Here is a 16,982-nt window from a genome sequence, read left to right as displayed (position 1 = left end):
TCGGACTACAAGGCGTCTTGCCTGGGTCCCGAGCTGGTCCTGAGCAGAGTGAGGCAAGCAATGACTGAACGCGTTCAAGTCGGTGGCCTGCAGGTCGCCAAAGTCCTGTTCGACTTCGTCAACAACGAAGCCATCCCCGGTACCGGCGTCGACGCCGGCAAGTTCTGGGCAGGCGTGGAAGCCGTGGTCAATGACCTGGCCCCGAAGAACAAGGCCCTGCTCGCCAAGCGCGACGAGCTGCAGGCCAAGATCGATGGCTGGCACCAGGCTCGCGCCGGCCAGGCCCATGACGCCGCGGCCTACAAGGCCTTCCTGCAGGAGATCGGCTACCTGCTGCCCGAAGCCGAAGACTTCCAGGCCAGCACCCAGAACGTCGACGAAGAAATCGCCCACATGGCCGGCCCGCAGCTGGTGGTGCCGGTGATGAACGCGCGCTTCGCCCTGAACGCCTCCAACGCCCGCTGGGGCTCGCTGTACGACGCGCTCTACGGCACCGACGCCATCAGCGAAGAGAACGGCGCCGAGAAGGGCAAGGGCTACAACAAGGTCCGCGGCGACAAGGTCATCGCCTTCGCCCGCGCCTTCCTCGACGAGGCCGCGCCGCTGGAAGGCGGTAGCCACGTCGACGCCACCGCCTACACCGTGAACAACGGCGCCCTGGCCGTCACCCTGAAGAACGGCAGCCAGACCGGCCTGAAGAACGCCGCCCAGTTCATCGCCTTCCAGGGCGAAGCGGCCAAGCCGCAGGCCGTGCTGCTCAAGCACAACGGCCTGCACTTCGAGATCCAGATCGACCCCACCAGCCCCGTTGGCCAGACCGACGCCGCCGGCGTGAAGGACGTGCTGATGGAGGCCGCGCTGACCACCATCATGGACTGCGAAGACTCGGTCGCCGCGGTCGACGCCGACGACAAGGTGATCATCTACCGCAACTGGCTGGGCCTGATGAAGGGCGACCTGGCCGAGGAAGTCAGCAAGGGCGGCACCACCTTCACCCGCACCATGAACCCGGACCGCACCTACACCAGGGCCGACGGCTCCGAGCTGAGCCTGCACGGCCGCTCCCTGCTGTTCGTGCGCAACGTCGGTCACCTGATGACCAACGACGCCATCCTCGACAAGAACGGCAACGAGGTTCCCGAGGGCATCCAGGACGGCCTGTTCACCAGCCTGATCGCCATCCACAACCTCAACGGCAACACCAGCCGCAAGAACACCCGCACCGGCTCGGTATACATCGTCAAGCCGAAGATGCACGGCCCGGAAGAAGTCGCCTTCACCAGCGAGCTGTTCGGCCGCGTCGAGGACGTCCTCGGCCTGCCGCGCAACACCCTGAAGGTCGGCATCATGGACGAGGAACGCCGCACCACCATCAACCTCAAGGCCTGCATCAAGGAAGCCCGCGAGCGCGTGGTGTTCATCAACACCGGCTTCCTCGACCGCACCGGTGACGAGATCCACACCTCCATGGAAGCCGGCGCCGTGGTGCGCAAGGGTGCCATGAAGACCGAGAAGTGGATCGGCGCCTACGAGAACAACAACGTCGACGTCGGCCTGGCCACCGGCCTGCAGGGCAAGGCGCAGATCGGCAAGGGCATGTGGGCCATGCCGGACCTGATGGCCGCCATGCTCGAGCAGAAGATCGCCCACCCGCTGGCCGGCGCCAACACCGCCTGGGTGCCCTCGCCCACCGCGGCCACCCTGCACGCCCTGCACTACCACAAGGTCGACGTGTTCGCCCGCCAGGCCGAACTGGCCAAGCGCGCACCAGCCTCGGTCGACGACATCCTGAGCATTCCGCTGGCGCCGAACACCAACTGGAGCGCGGAAGAGATCAAGAACGAGATCGACAACAACGCCCAGGGCATCCTCGGCTACGTGGTGCGCTGGATCGACCAGGGCGTCGGCTGCTCCAAGGTGCCGGACATCAACGACGTCGGCCTGATGGAAGACCGCGCCACCCTGCGCATCTCCAGCCAGCTGCTGGCCAACTGGCTGCGCCATGGCGTCATCACCAAGGAGCAGGTGGTCGAGAGCATGAAGCGCATGGCCGCGGTGGTCGACCGGCAGAACGCCAACGACCCGCTGTACCGCCCGATGGCGCCGAACTTCGACGACAACGTGGCCTTCCAGGCCGCGCTGGAACTGGTGGTCGAAGGCACCAGGCAGCCCAACGGCTACACCGAGCCGGTGCTGCACCGCCGTCGTCGCGAGTTCAAGGCGAAGAACGGTCTGTAAGGCTCACCTTGCGCTGACAGGAAAACCGCCCTTCGGGGCGGTTTTTTCGTTTCTGGCCCCCAATTTCCCCGAAAACCGACAGGCGCCGATTGCGCAGGCTGGTTGCACTTTGCGATCATTTGCGAATAGTTATCGTTTTGTCGTTCATTCCGAATCGGGGTGGGGGAGCAAAGGTGTCGGCAGTCCAGACTGGCAATGGCGAATTCGTAGGCGCGCTCTACCGCGACCATCGCGACTGGCTGCTCGCCTGGCTCAATCGCAGCGTCGGCTGTCCGCAGCGCGCCGAGGACCTCGGCCAGGACACCTTCGTGCGCATCCTCGGCCGCCGCGAGCTGCCCAGCCTGCGCGAGCCGCGGGCCTTCCTGGTGACCGTGGCCAAGGGCCTGCTGGTGGACCACTGGCGCCGCCAGGCGCTGGAACAGGCCTACCTCGACGAACTGCTGCAGCTGCCCGAGGCCGAGCAGCCCTCGGTGGAAACCCAGTTCCTCATCCTCGCCGACCTGCGCGAGATCGACCGCCTGCTGGGCAAGCTGTCCAGCCGCGCGCGCAGCGCCTTCCTGCTCAACCGCCTGGACGGCCTGGGCCACGCCGAGATCGCCGAGCGCCTGGGCGTGTCGGTCCCCAGGGTGCGCCAGTACATCGCCCAGGGCCTGCGCCAGTGCTACATCGCCCTGTACGGCGAGCCGACATGAAGGGCCCGGTCTCCGTCCGCATCCTCGACGAGGCCATCGCCTGGCAACTGCGCCTGGGCTCCGGCGAGGCCCGCGCCGAGGACGAAGCCGCCTTCGCCCACTGGCACGCCGCCCACAGCGAACACGCCCGCGCCTGGCACCAACTGGGCATGCTCGACCACAACCTGGGCGCGGCCGCCGCCCCCGCGGCGCGCAGCGCCCTGCTGCGCGCGCCGGGCGAGTCGCGGCGCAAGCTGCGGCGGCTGGCCGGCACCGGCCTGTCGCTGCTGCTGGCCGGGGTGCTGGCCCTGGGCGTGGGCAACCGCTACCTGCCGCTGCGCTACGCCCTGGCCGACGTGGTCACCGGCACCGGCGAGCTGCGCGAACTGCGCCTGCCCGACGACACCCTGGTGCAACTGGACAGCCGCACCGCCCTGGACATCCGCTTCGACGCCAGCGAACGGCGCATCGTCCTGCTCGACGGCGAAATCATGGTGCAGACCGCCCACGGCGACAGCCGCCCGTTCATCGTCGAGACCCGCGACGGCCGTCTGCGCGCCCTGGGCACCCGCTTCCTGGTGGAACGCCAGGCCGGCGGCACCCTGCTCAGCGTGCTGCAGTCGGCGGTGGCGGCCAGACCCGAACGCGGCCGCGACGAAACCGTCGTCCCCCAGGGCCGCCACGTGCTGGTGCGCGCCGACGGCCTGGGGCCGCTGGAAGCCAACAGCGCCACCGCCGACGCCTGGACCCACGGCATGCTGGTGGCCGACAACCTGCGCCTGGCCGACCTGCTGGAGAAACTCGGCCAGTACCGCAGCGGCTACCTCGGCCTGGACCCGGCGCTGGCCGACATGCGCATCAGCGGCAGTTTCTCCCTGCGCGACACCGACCTGGCCCTGGATTCGCTGCCGCCGAGCCTGCCGGTGCGCATCGAGCGCCACGGCGACTGGTGGGCGAAGGTGGTGCCGCGCGGCTGAACCTGCCGGCCGCGCGAAACGCTCTTCGTAAAAACGCTCTTCGTAGGAGCGAGCTTGCTCGCGAATGGCATTTACCGGGGACAACGGTGCTTCGGATTTGCTCCGCTCCCTCTCCCCAACCCTCTCCCTGAAGGGAGAGGGGGCTGTCCGACATGAACGGGAAGTTCGGCGCAAACCTGAGACGACCTTGTCCGCGATAGCCGAACGCCCCTTGATCACGCTGTATCGGACTGGAAATAGGCCCCGCGAAATTTTTTTCGCACAGCCCTATCACTTTTCGATTCTCGACCGGCAATCAGGCGAACGAGACATATTCACACCCAGGAGTGAATCCCCGATGCCGTCCCCCACCATGGCCTTCCGTCCGCACCTGCTGGCCGCCGCCATCCTCCTCGCCAGCCCGCTGGCTTCCGTCGCCGCCGACGCCGTACGCGACTACCAGCTGCCCGCCGCCCCCCTGGCCAGCACCCTCAACCGCATCGCCGCGGAAGCCGGGATCAGCCTAAGCATCGACCCGGCCCTGGCCAGCGGCCGCAACGCCCATGCCGTGCAAGGCCGCTACGACGGCCTCGGCGCCCTGCGCCAGGCGCTGGAAGGCACCGGCCTGGAACTGGTGGAGAACGCCTCCGGCAGCTACAGCGTGCGCCCGCTGCCCAAGGACACCCTGGCCATGGGCGCCACCACCGTGAGCGCCGCCCAGGAAGACCCCGAAGGGCCGACCGTCGGCTACGTCGCCACTCGCACCATGACCGGCACCAAGACCGATAGCTCGATCCTCGAAACGCCCAAGTCGATCTCCGTGGCCACCCGCGAGCAGATGCAGGACCGCGCCGCGCTGAACCTCGACGACGCCGTGCGCTACATGCCCGGCACCGTGGCCGGCAGCTACGGCAGCGACACCCGCTCCGACTGGCTGCGCGTGCGCGGCTTCAAGCCCACCCAGTTCCTCGACGGCCTGCCCATGGCCACCGGCGTCTACGCCAACCCGAAACTCGACACCTGGGACCTGGAGCGCGTCGCCGTGCTGCGCGGCCCGGCCTCTTCGGTGTACGGCCAGACCCCGCCCGGCGGCCTGCTGGACATGGTCAGCCTGCGCCCGCAGGCCGAGCAGGCCAATGCCGTGCAACTGCAGGCGGGCAACTACAACCACAAGCAGATCAACTTCGACAGCACCGGCCCGCTGGATGACCAAGGCAAGCTGCTATACCGCGTCAGCGGCGTGGTGCGCGACAGCAACACCCAGGTCGACCACATCCCGGACAAGCGCTACAACATCGCCCCCAGCCTGACCTGGAACATCGACGACGACACCAGGCTGACCTTCCTCAGCCAGTTCACCCGCGACGATACCGGCATCACCACCCAGTTCCTGCCGCTCAAGGGCACCAAGTACGACGCTCCCTTCGGCGACATCTCCCACCACAAGAACCTGGGCGATCCGGACTGGGAACACTACGACCGCACCACCTACTGGCTGGGCTACAGCTTCGAGCACCGCCTGAACGACGTCTGGCAGTTCCGCCAGAACCTGCGCTACATGAAGAACGACCTGTCGTTCGACGCCATCACCCCGACCACCCTCTATGCCGGCAGCCCGCCGGTAGTGACCGACGATGGCACCATCAGCCGCATGAGTACCTCGACCGAAGAGGACGTCACCCAGTTCGTGGTGGACAACAACTTCCAGGCCGACTTCGCCACCGGCGACCTCAAGCACACCCTGCTGCTGGGCCTGGACCACAACCGCAGCAACACCAACTACCTGTCGATCTTCGGTTTCGGCGTACCGCCGAGCAACGTGATCAACCCGGTCTATGGCCAGCCGATCGTGCGCCCGCCGCGCTCCTCGGCCTTCTACGACTATGACCAGAAGACCTTCCAGACCGGCGCCTACATCCAGGACCAGATCGCCCTGGACCACTGGCGCCTGACCCTCGGCGGCCGCCAGGACTGGGTGCACACAGGCACCAAGTTCCACAACGCCGGCAACGCCACCAACTCCGAGTCGGACCAGAAGTTCAGCGGCAACGCCGCCATCAGCTACGTGTTCGACTCGGGCGTGGCGCCCTACCTGTCGTATGCGGAGTCGTTCCAGCCCTCCAGCGGCGCCGACGTCACCAGCACCTCCTCCTTCAAGCCCACCGAGGGCAAGCAGTGGGAGCTGGGCGTGAAGTACCAGCCCCCCGGCAGCGACACCCTGCTGACCGCCGCCGTGTACGACCTGCGGCAGAAGAACGTGACCGTCTCCGACAACGTCGGCGGCGTCTCGGTGACCAGCCAGACCGGCGAGGTCAAGGTCACCGGCCTGGAGCTGGAAGCCAACTCCAACCTCACCGAGAACCTCAAGCTGATCGGCAGCTACAGCTACACCGACACCGAGGTGCGCAAGGGCCAGTACGACGGCAACCACCTGCAGCTGATCCCGCGCAACCAGGCCTCGCTGTGGGCCGACTACACCTGGCACGCCGGTGTGCTGGACGGCTTCGGCGTCGGCTACGGGATTCGCTACGTGGGCGATACCTACGGTGACCAGGCCAATACCTTCGACGGCTACGCAGGTTCCTACACCCTGTCCGATGCCGCCGTGCACTACGACCTGGGCAAGCTGGACAACTCGCTCAAGGGCGCCTCGGTCGCGGTCAACGCCAGCAACCTGTTCAACAAGGACTACATCTCCACCTGCGATGGCTACTACTGCTACTACGGCGACCAGCGCAAAGTGGTGGCGAGCCTGACCTACAAGTGGTGACAACCCACTGAAGCCCCTCCCCACGGCGCGTTCCCCGCGCGCCGTTCGCCTCCCGGCGCGTGGCGCGCTACAGTGCGCCTTCCAACGGCCACGCCCGGGAGCACCCCCATGCCGCAAAGCCCGCGACTCCTGCCCGCCCTGCTCGGCCTCCTGCTGAGCTGCACCGCCCACGCCGCAGACCCGCAGTACTACCCCCTGAGCAAAGGCAGCGCGCCCCAGGCCGTGGCCATGCTCGACGACGGCCGGCTGTGGTACGTCGCCGGGGGCAATGGTTCGCTGGGCCGCTTCGACCCGCAGGGCGGCCAGGACGAGCAGGTCAGCCTGGGCCAGGGCTCGCTGCCGCGCGCCGTGCTGGCCGGCCCGGATGGCGAGGCCTGGATCGCCGACAGCGGCCTCAACGCCCTGGTCCGTGTCGACCCGGACCGCCTCGGCAGCGAGGTGGTGCCGTTGCCCAAGGAGGCCGCCGACGCCGGCCTGGACAGCCTGGCCTACGATGACGACCACGACATCTGGTTCACCGGCGCGAAGGGCTTCTACGGCCGCATCGACCCCGCCACGCGCAAGCTCGAGGTCTGGGCCACGCCCGGCGGCAAGAGCGCCCAGGGCCTGGCGGTGACGCCCGACGGCCAGGTCTGGTACGCCTCCGCCGACGACGACAGCATCAACCGCATCGATCCCCTCGGCCAGGCCGTCACCCGCTTCCCGCTGCCCGAACCAGGCGGGCGACCGCAGCAACTGGGCGCCGATTCCATCGGCCGGCTGTGGGTGAGCGAAGCCGGCAGCGGCCGGCTCGGCCGCTTCGACCCCAGCGACGGCAAGTGGAAGAGCTGGCGCCTGCCCGGCGACCACCCGCAGCCCGGCGCGCTCTACGTCGATGCCATGGACCGCGTGTGGCTCAGCGACCCGGGCGGCGACGCCGTGTTGCGCTTCGACCCGCAGAGCGAGAAATTCACCGCCTACCCCAGCGACCAGGCCGAGGCCCGGGTCAGCCAGCTCAGCGGCCGTCCCGGCGAGGTCTGGGGCGCCGACGCCGGCAGCGACCGCCTGCTGGTCATCCGCGAATAACCAGGAGACGCCATGAGCCCCACCCTCACCCTGTTCCACGCCCCCGCCTCGCCCTTCGTGCGCAAGGTCATGGTGCTGCTGCACGAGACCGGCCAGCTCGACAAGGTGCGCCTGCAGGCCGCCAGCCTCAGCCCGGTGAGCCCGGACGCCGGGGTCAACGCCTGCAACCCGGCGGGCAAGATCCCCTGCCTGCGCCTGGCCGACGGCCAGGCCCTGTACGACAGCCGGGTGATAGCCGAATACCTCGACCAGCAGCACGCCGGCGAACCGCTGGTCCCCCGCGAAGGCCCGCAGCGCTGGCAGCGCCTGGCCCTCGCCGCGCTGGCCGACGCCGTCATGGACGCCGCCGTGCTGAGCCGCTACGAAACCTTCGTGCGCCCCGAGCAGAAGCGCTGGGACGACTGGCTGCAGGGCCAGCAGCAGAAGATCGAGCGCGCCCTGGAGCACTTCGAGGGCGAGGCCTTCGCGGCGCTGAACGAGCGCTTCGACATCGTCGCCATCGGCCTGGCCTGCGCCCTGGGCTACTTCGACTTCCGCCGCCCGGACTGGGCCTGGCGCGAGCGCTACCCGAAGCTGGCGGCCTGGTACGCCGAGGCCGCCAGGCGCCCCTCCCTGCAGGCCACACAGCCGGCCTGACGGATCGGCACGGCGAATAACCGTTCGCGGTTATCCGCCGCGGGCAGCAGGGCCAGGCTGGGCGCGCCCCCCGCTCTTCGTAGGAGCGAGCTTGCTCGTGAACCCTTCACCGCGCGCCCGCAACACCAGGCCGGCGATCCGCCGGGCCAGGCGCCGGCCGGCCCGGCGCTCCTCGCGCAACCCGCCCCAGGCGCTCACCGGCGCGCTCCCGGCAGTACAACAGTCAGCAGTTGCATGGCGGCCTCCTTCAGCCTTCGTGGCTCACTTCGTCCAGGGAAAACTGCGGCTCCGCGCGCCGGCCGACGCCGTACCAGTCCAGCCGGCGGGTCAGCGCCATCACCCCGGCGAGCACCGCGAACAACAGCAGCGAGCCCATCAGCAGCGCATAGTCCTCGGCCCGCAGCAGGCCGTAGAGCATGGCGTAGAGCAGCCCCAGGCCGGCGCCGAAGGCGCAGCCGCGCACCACGCTGCGCAGCACCGTGCACAGGTAGAAGCCGATCAATGCCACGCAGGCGCCGGCGGAGGCCAGGTAGGCGCGTTCGAAGCCGACATGCTCGGCCAGCGACAGCAACAGCAGGTAGAACAGCGCCAGGGCCAGGCCCACCAGGGCGTACTGCACCGGGTGCAGGGCCAGGCCCTTGAGCACCTCGAAGAGGAAGAAGCCGGCGAAGGTCAGGCCGATGAACAGCAGCGCGTACTTCAGCGCGCGGTCGGCCTTGAGGTACTGGTCGACCGGGTCCACCAGGCTGACGCCGAAACCGCGCGAGTCGAAGGTGTCGCAGCCCTTGCCGGCGAAGCAGTTCTGCAGCGCCTCCTCCATGCTGCTGGCGAAGAAGCTGGTGCGCCAGCGTGCGCTGAAGCCATCGGCGCCGATGCTGCGCTCCACCGGCAGGAACTCGCCGCCGAAGCTGGGGTGCGGCCAGTCGGCCTTGAGGCTGACCTGGCTGTCGCGGCCCACCGGGGTGATGTCCAGCCGCGAGCTGCCCAGCAGGGCCAGTTCGAAGGCGTAGTCGAAGCGCTGCTCGGCGGCGCTGGCGTCCAGCGGCAGGGGCGCGTGCACGCCCTCGCCCAGGCGCTGCGAGCGGCTGCCGGGGGCGAAGTCCAGGGTGCGGCCGTCGAGGCTCAGCTTGAGCGCGTTCTGGATGCCGCGCACGTCGCTGATGCCCACCGCCAGGAACGGCTGCTCGAAGCGGTAGCTGCCCAGGTCGTCGCGCACGCCGTAGTGCGCCGGCACCACGAAACTACCGCTGACGCGGCTTTCCAGGTGGTACAGGCGCGCCTCGTAGATGCCGCGGTGGCGCAGTTCGGTGCTCATCTGGCCGTCGACCAGGAAGGTCTCCGGCAGGAAGTACAGGCGCCCGCGCTTCTCCCGCTGCACCTGCACGCGGGTGCCGCTGCGCTCGTCGCGCTCCCACTCCAGCACCTGGCGCACGTAGGGCACCACCAGCAGCGGCCCGCGCAGGCGCTGGGCGTAGGCGGAACTGCGGGCGATGTCCTGCAGCACGCCGTCGCGGTAGGCCTGCCGCTCCACGACCAGGCCATCGATCATCAGCAGGGGGACCAGCAGCAGGAGCATGAGCACGGCGATGGCGCCGAGCTTGAAAAGCAGGGGGCGGTTCATGGGGGCTCTCCGGGGGGTGGGGTGGTGGAGAGTCTGGATCGGTACTGTGGGGGCTTTGTGGTGGTGGGATGGGGAGATTGTGGGGATTGTGTGGGGGCTGGCTTTGGTGTGGTGGGTAGGCGCCTTTCCCTCTCCCTAACCCTCGGCTGCGCGCCCCGCCCTGAAGGGAGAGGGGACCGTTCGGCGTGGTTGGGTATTTTGGAGTTAGCCGGCAACACCGAAGGTTTCCGGCTGAAACCATTCCTCCTCTCGGCACGGACAAGCCCCCTCTCCCTTCAGGGAGAGGGCTGGGGAGAGGGGCTCTCAGGCTCTTCTCCTGTCAGCCCCCCGGCACCTCCAGCCAAGCTTCCACCCCACCTTCAACATTCCCCACACCCAGCCTCCCGCCATGCAACCCAGCCACCTCGGCAACGAAGTTCAGCCCAAGCCCGGTGCTCTTACGCCCCGTCCCCGGCCGCGGCAGGGAATAGAACCGCTCAGTCAGCCGCTCCAGCGCGTAGTCCGGAATCGCCGGCCCCTCGTTGAGCAGCGCCAGGCGCCAGCTTTCCCCCTCGCGCAGGGCGCTGAAACGGATCGCCCCGCCAGCCGGGGTGAAGTCCAGGGCATTGTCCAGCAGGTTGCCCAGCGCCTGGCGCAGCAGGAAGCGCTCCCCCACCACCAGCGCTTCCTCCGGCACCGCGTTCTCCACCCGCAAGCCTTCCAGGCGTGCCAGGTTGGCCTGCAGCAGTTCCGCCACCAGTTCGTGCAGCTTTACCGGCTCGCTTTCCTCCAGGCCCTGGCGCTGTTCCACCTGGGCCAGGCTCAGCAGGCGCTCCACCAGTTGCTGCAGGCGCTGGCTCTCGCCGGCGATGTTGCCGACGAAGCGCTCGCGCTGCGCCGCCGGCATCTCGCCTTCGAGCAGTTCGGCGGCGCCGCGGATGGCCGCCAGCGGGCTCTTCAGCTCGTGGGTCAGGGTATGCACGTAGCGCTCGACGTAGGCCTTGCCCTCCAGTTGCACGCGCATGCGCTCCACCGCCTCGGCCAGTTGCGCCATCTCGCCGCCGCGGTAGCGCGGCAGTTCGGCGCGGCGGCCCTCGCTGACAGCCTGGGCGTAGCGGGTGAGCTTGCGCAGGGCGCCGCTCAGCCACCAGGAAAGCAGCCCGCCAACCAGCAGGCCGAGCACCACCAACCCGCCGCCGAGCCAGGCCAGGCGCCGCTGCGAGCGTTCGATGTAGGGTTGCAGGGTGCGGTTGGGCTTGGCCACCGAGACCACGCCGATGATCTTCTCGCCGTCCTTGATCGGCGCCGCCACGTACATCACCGAGGAGCCCGGGTCGTCCGCCGACTCGCGGCTGGAGCGCGCGCCGTACTTGCCCTGCAGGGTCAGGTAGACGTCGTTCCAGCGCGAGTAGTCCTGGCCCACCGCCTCGCCGGCCGAGTCGAGCAGGACGATGCCGCGGGCGTCGGTGACGTAGATGCGGTGGTTCACCGCGTTCTTGCGCACGCCCCAGATGTCCGCCTGGGGGCTGCGCGCGCCGTAGGCCCTGAGCAGCTCGGGGAGCTGGCTGTGGACCAGGGTGCCGTGCTTCAGGTCGTCGCGCAGCACCTCGGCCAGCAGGTTGGCGGTGTCCACCAGGGTTTCCTCGGTGGACTGGCGCACCCCGGGGCGGATCTCGTCCATCACCGTGCTCAGCACGAAGTAGGCGGTCAGCCCGACGAACAGGAAGTACGCCAGGAAGATCCGCACGCCCAGCGGCATCAGGCCTTCTCCGCCGCGTAGCTGTAGCCCAGGCCGCGGTGCGTCTGGATCGGCTCGGCGTCCGCGGCCACCTGGCGCAGCTTGGCGCGCAGGCTCTTGATGTGGCTGTCGATGTTGCGCTCGTAGCCGGCCTGGGCCGCCACCCCCAGGGCCTGCAGCAGCAGCTCGCGGCTGAACACCCGGCCCGGGCGCGCCAGCAGCGCCTGGAGCAGGCGGAATTCGTGGAGGGTGAGGTTCAGCGCCTGGCCGCGGTAGTGGATCAGGAAGCGCCCCTCGTCCACCTGGAAGGGCCCGGCCGGCGCCGCCTCGGCGCTGGCGCGGGGCGGGCCGCGGCGGAGAATGGCCTTGACCCGCGCAGCCACCTCGCGCGGGCTGAAGGGCTTGACCACGTAGTCGTCGGCGCCGATCTCCAGGCCCACCACGCGGTCGATCTCGGCGTCGCGGGCGGTGAGGAAGATCACCGGCACCTCGGAGAAGCGGCGCAGCTGGCGGCAGGCCTCGAAGCCGCTGATGTCGGGCAGGCCGACGTCGAGGATGACCAGGTCGAAGGCCTCCTCGCGCAGGCGCCGCAGGGCCTCGCCGGCCAGGCTCAGCCAGGTGGCGGCGAAGCCTTCGGCCTGCAGGGCGTAGAGCAGGGTGTCGGCGATGGCGGCTTCGTCTTCGACGATGAGGATGTGCGGCATGGCTTCCGTGCCCGGGTGGCGGGGCCTTCCATCAAGCCGCAAGGCCGGCGCCCCGTCAATCGTCGGAGCGGCCGCCGGCGCAGTTGGGCTTGCCGGCGGCGAAGCGCTCGCTGGCGTCCACCGCGGCGTGGAACTTGCGCAGGCCCTTGGCGCCCATCAGGAAGGGATAGTTGAAGCGGCTGCGGTCGGTGAGGTTGACCTCGATCACCTGCTGGTCGCCGCCCAGGCACACCGGCAGCAGGATCACCGGGCGCTCGCTGAGGCCGCTGGCGCGCTCCTCCTCGTCGTCCTCGCCGGCTTCGTCGGCGCGGTTCTTGATCTTGGAGATGCGCGCCAGCTTGTGCTCGTACTGCGAGTCGCCGCCGTCCTTGGTGGCCAGGCGGAAGCGCACCCACTGCTCGCCGTCGCGCTGGAACAGCTGGATGTCCCTGGCCGACAGCGACGAGGTGTAGGCACCGGTGTCCATCTTGGCCTGCAGCGTCTGGTCCAGCTCGGGCAGGCCGACCCATTCGTAGCGCCCGTAGAGCTTGGGCTCGGCGGCGAGGGCCAGGCCGGGCAGGACGAGCAGCGAAAGCAGGGCGGGAACGGGTTTCACGGGAATCTCCAGGGCAGTTCGGGATGCATGGCGCATAGGACTACCACGCCGGCCCGGGGTTCGCCAGCGGCCGCCGTCAGGCGTCGAACAGCGAGCCGCGGCGGCGGTCCAGGCCGCTCCACAGCGTCTCCAGGTTGCGGAAGCCCCACTGCGCCGGCGACTCGCGGCCGACGATGCGCTCGCGGCCCTTGAGCTTCGCCAGGTCGAGCACTTCCTGGGGAATCGCCGCGCGCGTGCGGATCGAATAGAACACCTTGAGCACCGGGGTGAGCAGCGACTCGGGATGCTGCTCCAGCACCACCGCCAGGCGCTCGCTCTCCAGGCGCACCAGCGAGCCCACCGGGTAGATCCCCAGGCATCTGACGAAGGCGCGGAACACCTGTTCGTCCAGGTGCGTGCCGCACCACTGGCCCATGCGCCGGATCGACTCGGCGGGGTCCCAGCCGGCCTTGTAGGGGCGGTCGGAGGTGATGGCGTCGTAGATGTCGCAGACCGCGCCCATGCGCGCGAACAGGCTGATCTGCTCGCCGGCCAGGTGGTGCGGGTAGCCGCTGCCGTCGAGCTTCTCGTGGTGGTGCAGGCACACGTCCAGCACCAGGGCGCCGACCTGGCGGCCCTGGATGAGGATGTCCAGGCCGCGCCGCGGGTGCTCGCGGACCCGGGCGAACTCCTGCTCGTCCAGGCGCCCCGGCTTGTTCAGCAGCTCCATGGGCACGTGCATCTTGCCGATGTCGTGCAGCAGCCCGGCCACGCCCGCCTCGCGCACCAGCGCCTCGTCCAGGCCGAGCTGGCGCGCCAGGGCGATCATCAGCGCGCACACCGCCACCGAGTGCAGGTAGGTGTATTCGTCGGCGTTCTTCAGCCGCGCCAGGCTGATCAGCGCATTGGGGTGGCGCTGCACCGAGGCGGCGATCTGCTCCACCAGCTCCTGGGCGTGGCCGGCGTTCACCGCCTTGCCCATGCGCGCGTCCTGGAACATCGCCATGACCGCGCGCTTGGACTGCACGCACAGCCGGTGCGCCGCGCGCAACTCGTCCTCCATGGCACGCCAGGGCTTCTCCGGCAGCGCTGCGGGCGAAGCGGGAGGCTTCGCCGCGGCAGGCTCCGCGGGGGCCAGCGCGGAACGGGGCGAAAGGCCCTTGCCCGGGTCGATCAGCACCTCCAGCACGCCGCTCTCGCGCAGGCGCCGGAGGTCCTCGGGGTCTTCCAGCAGGAAGCGCCGGCGCCAGAACGGGTGGTCCATCCATGAGCCGCACAGTTCGTGGACGTACATGCCGAGGGTCACGTCCTTGACCGGCAGGCGCACATAGAAGGAGTCGGGCATGGCAGGCAGTCGTCGGGGCAGTTCCCCTGAGCATAGTGCGCCGGCGCACGTCGCGGGAGGGGGTGGCTTGGGCTGGCCGCGCCGCCTGCGTATCATGGCCGCGCCAACCGGAACAAGGAATCGCACCGCCATGTGGGCCACGCTGACCGGCATAGTCACCACCCTCCTGCTGCTGCTCAACACCCTGATCCTGATCGGCCCGATGCTGCTGATCGCCCTGCTCAAGCTGGTGCTGCCGGGCAAGGCGCTCAAGGACGCCTGCTCCAACGGCGTGATGTGGATCGCCGAGACCTGGGCGGAGATCGACAAGGCCATCTTCGCCCTGATGACGCCCACCGCCTGGGACATCCGCGGCGGCGACCAGCTGCGCCGCGACACCTCCTACCTGGTGGTGAGCAACCACCAGTCCTGGGTCGACATCCCCGCCCTGGTCCAGGCCTTCAACCGCAAGACGCCCTACTTCAAGTTCTTCCTGAAGAAGGAACTGATCTGGGTGCCCTTCCTCGGCCTGGCCTTCTGGGCCCTGGACTACCCCTTCATGAAGCGCTACTCCAAGGCCTTCCTGGAGAAGAACCCGCACCTGAAGGGCAAGGACTTGGAGATCACCCGCGCCGCCTGCGAGAAGTTCAAGGGCATGCCGGTGACCGTGGTGAACTACCTGGAAGGCACCCGCTTCACCCCGGCCAAGCAGGCCCGGCAGCAGTCGCCGTACCAGAACCTGCTCAAGCCCAAGGCCGGCGGCGTGGCCTTCGTACTGGCCGCCCTGGGCGAGCAGCTGGACGCCATGCTCGACGTCACCGTGGTCTACCCCAAGGGCCCCAAGCCGGGCTTCTGGGACCTGCTCAGCGGCAAGGTGCCGCGGGTGATCGTCGACATCCGCACCCGCGGGATCGACCCCGCGCTGTGGCAGGGCGACTACGAGAACGACGCGGAATTCCGCCAGTACGTGCAGGCCTGGGTGTCGCGCCTGTGGGAAGAGAAGGACGCGCGCATCGACGCGCTGCGCGCCGAGTTCTGAGCTAGATCGCTTTGCCGGCCACGCTGGTGGCCGGGGTGGCAGGCAGCGGGGCGCCTTCCCAGAGCTTGCCGAGGGTGCCCAGCAACTGGCTGTTCAGCCCCTGCTTGACCAGGTAGTCGAGCATCACCGTAGCGAACTGATCGACCATGCCCTCGCTCATGCCCAGCACGTTGAACACCTGGTCGACGTCCTGCAGGTTCTGGATGCCGCCGAGCAACTGCCCGGCGCCGCCCAGCAGGGCGCCGATGCCGCCGCCAAGGGTGCCCGAGGACAGCTGGTCCAGGCCCGGCAGGCTCTTCTGCAGTTGCGAGCCCTGGCTGTCGTCGAGGCGGTTCATGGCCAGGCCGATCAGCGCGCCGGCGCCACCGATGGCCTGCTCGTCGCTGATGTTCAGCCGCTGGCCGAGGGTTTCCACCAGGCCGTTGGCGGCCGTTGCCGCGGCGCCGGACTCGGCGCCGGGGATTTCCTCGAAGGTCTCGGCGGCGGCCGGGAAGGCCACCAGCCAGGCGCAGGCGGCGAGGATGGGAAGGGCTCGGGCGATCATCGGGGGCTCCGCGGCAGACAGGTCCCGCCTCGGCATGGGCGGTCAGCGGATTTGACTGGCAGCCGTGCCCTTCGTTCCGGACACTCCGTCAGGTTGAACCGTAGGATGGCGTTGAGCGAAGCGATGCCCATCGCCATGACCGCATGGGTTTCGCAAGCTCAACCCACCCTACGAGAAGCCCTCTCCCCCTGTAGGAGCAACTGTCTTGTGGCCCGCGCCGAGATGCTCTTTGTAGGAGCGAGCTTGCTCGCGAACCGCATGGCACCGTGTTTGTTCGCGAGCAAGCTCGCTCCTACGAGAAGCAGTGCCCGCCGGCAGGGTAGGAGCGGGCCCTGCCCGCGATTCGCGCGCAGGGCGCGCTCCTACAGTAAACGTCGCGGCGCTCAGCCGCCCACGCCCCACAGGCTACCCAGGCTGCCCAGCAGGTCGCTGCTCACGCCCTGCTTGCCGAAGTAGTCCAGCAGCACGCCGGCGAACTTGCCGGTCATGCCCTGGTCCATGCCCAGGGTGCTGAAGGCGCTGTTCACGTCGCCCATGCTGTTGACGTTGCCCAGCAGGCCCTTGGCGCCGGTGCCGCCGAGGTTGCCCAGGGTCCCGCCGAGGCCGCCCAGGGCATTGGCGCCGCTGAGCTTGTCCAGCCCCGGCACGCTCTGGACCAGCTGCGAATAGTCGCCGCCGCTGAGCTTGTTCTTGGCCAGGCCGAGCAGCGCGCCGGTGCCGCCGATGGCCTGTTCGTCGCTGACGCCCAGCTGCCCGGTGAGGGCGCCGAGCAGGCCGCTGGTCTGCGGGGTGGAAGCCACCTGGCCCGGGTTGCCGCCCTCGGCCACGCCGGACACCGCCTTGGCGGCGTCGCCAAGGTTGAAGGCGAAGGCGGAACTGGCGGCGAGCAGCGCCGCGGCGGCGCAGGTGACACGGAATCTGACGGTCATCGACATCTCCTGATGCAGTGGCGTGCGGTGCCGAAGGTGCGCCGCACGCTGGTTGGACTGGCGCCGGGTGCCATTGTTCCGCCACCGCGGCGCAATCTTGCGCCCCTTCCGGCATGCCCGCGGGGCGCCGCGAAAGCCCCCTCAGGTCTAGCACAGGGCCACCGCCGCGCCAGCGAGGCCGAACAGCGCAAAGG

At 69.2% G+C, this 16,982-nt stretch carries 14 protein-coding genes; 7 read left to right on the top strand and 7 right to left on the bottom strand.

Annotation, left to right across the window (positions count from 1 at the left end; genetic code table 11):
- Window positions 1-60 precede the first annotated feature (60 nt).
- The 6 genes from CHC02_RS18540 (at window position 61) to CHC02_RS18515 (ending at window position 8,336) form a co-directional block, all read left to right on the top strand.
- Window positions 61-2,238 (top strand): malate synthase G, encoded by a 2,178-nt coding sequence (locus tag CHC02_RS18540; RefSeq protein WP_089392919.1) that lies wholly within the window; start codon window positions 61-63, stop codon window positions 2,236-2,238.
- 173 nt (window positions 2,239-2,411) lie between these two features.
- On the top strand, window positions 2,412-2,930 hold the full coding sequence (locus CHC02_RS18535) for an RNA polymerase sigma factor (RefSeq protein WP_009615470.1): 519 nt from the start codon (window positions 2,412-2,414) through the stop codon (window positions 2,928-2,930).
- Window positions 2,927-3,886 (top strand): FecR family protein, encoded by a 960-nt coding sequence (locus CHC02_RS18530; RefSeq protein WP_089392918.1) that lies wholly within the window; start codon window positions 2,927-2,929, stop codon window positions 3,884-3,886. The genes CHC02_RS18535 and CHC02_RS18530 overlap by 4 nt, the downstream gene beginning before the upstream one ends.
- Window positions 3,887-4,223: 337 nt before the next feature.
- Window positions 4,224-6,635, top strand: a complete 2,412-nt coding sequence (locus CHC02_RS18525; protein WP_089392917.1) for a TonB-dependent siderophore receptor — start codon at window positions 4,224-4,226, stop codon at window positions 6,633-6,635.
- Between the two features lie 108 nt (window positions 6,636-6,743).
- Window positions 6,744-7,700, top strand: coding sequence for a Vgb family protein (locus tag CHC02_RS18520; RefSeq protein WP_089392916.1), 957 nt, complete (start codon window positions 6,744-6,746; stop codon window positions 7,698-7,700).
- 12 nt (window positions 7,701-7,712) lie between these two features.
- On the top strand, window positions 7,713-8,336 hold the full coding sequence (locus CHC02_RS18515; protein ID WP_089392915.1) for a glutathione S-transferase family protein: 624 nt from the start codon (window positions 7,713-7,715) through the stop codon (window positions 8,334-8,336).
- A gap of 247 nt (window positions 8,337-8,583) precedes the next feature.
- Here the strand turns inward: CHC02_RS18515 and creD are convergent, their stop codons facing one another.
- From creD to CHC02_RS18490, 5 genes are all read right to left on the bottom strand, one after another.
- Window positions 8,584-9,957, bottom strand: a complete 1,374-nt coding sequence (gene creD, locus CHC02_RS18510; protein ID WP_089392914.1) for a cell envelope integrity protein CreD — start codon at window positions 9,955-9,957, stop codon at window positions 8,584-8,586.
- 319 nt (window positions 9,958-10,276) lie between these two features.
- Entirely contained in the window at window positions 10,277-11,695 is a 1,419-nt protein-coding gene (creC, locus tag CHC02_RS18505) for a two-component system sensor histidine kinase CreC (protein WP_089392913.1), read from the bottom strand.
- A complete protein-coding gene (gene creB, locus CHC02_RS18500; RefSeq protein WP_089392912.1) occupies window positions 11,695-12,378 on the bottom strand; it encodes a two-component system response regulator CreB in 684 nt (227 codons plus the stop codon). Before creB ends, creC begins: the two co-directional genes overlap by 1 nt.
- A gap of 55 nt (window positions 12,379-12,433) precedes the next feature.
- Window positions 12,434-12,973, bottom strand: coding sequence for a retropepsin-like aspartic peptidase RloA2 (gene rloA2, locus CHC02_RS18495; RefSeq protein ID WP_089392911.1), 540 nt, complete (start codon window positions 12,971-12,973; stop codon window positions 12,434-12,436).
- A gap of 76 nt (window positions 12,974-13,049) precedes the next feature.
- Window positions 13,050-14,297, bottom strand: coding sequence for an HD-GYP domain-containing protein (locus CHC02_RS18490; protein WP_089392910.1), 1,248 nt, complete (start codon window positions 14,295-14,297; stop codon window positions 13,050-13,052).
- Window positions 14,298-14,427: 130 nt separating this feature from the next.
- Between CHC02_RS18490 and CHC02_RS18485 the strand changes: the two genes are divergently transcribed.
- Window positions 14,428-15,315, top strand: a complete 888-nt coding sequence (locus tag CHC02_RS18485) for an acyltransferase (protein ID WP_089392909.1) — start codon at window positions 14,428-14,430, stop codon at window positions 15,313-15,315.
- Window position 15,316: 1 nt separating this feature from the next.
- Here the strand turns inward: CHC02_RS18485 and CHC02_RS18480 are convergent, their stop codons facing one another.
- Both CHC02_RS18480 and CHC02_RS18475 read right to left on the bottom strand, forming a co-directional pair.
- Window positions 15,317-15,859, bottom strand: coding sequence for a DUF2780 domain-containing protein (locus CHC02_RS18480; protein ID WP_089392908.1), 543 nt, complete (start codon window positions 15,857-15,859; stop codon window positions 15,317-15,319).
- 383 nt (window positions 15,860-16,242) lie between these two features.
- Entirely contained in the window at window positions 16,243-16,794 is a 552-nt protein-coding gene (locus CHC02_RS18475) for a DUF2780 domain-containing protein (RefSeq protein WP_167364800.1), read from the bottom strand.
- Window positions 16,795-16,982 lie beyond the last annotated feature (188 nt).

The sequence above is a fragment of the Pseudomonas delhiensis genome (assembly GCF_900187975.1).
Lineage (GTDB): Bacteria > Pseudomonadota > Gammaproteobacteria > Pseudomonadales > Pseudomonadaceae > Pseudomonas > Pseudomonas delhiensis.
This window is presented reverse-complemented; position numbering and strand designations above follow the sequence as displayed.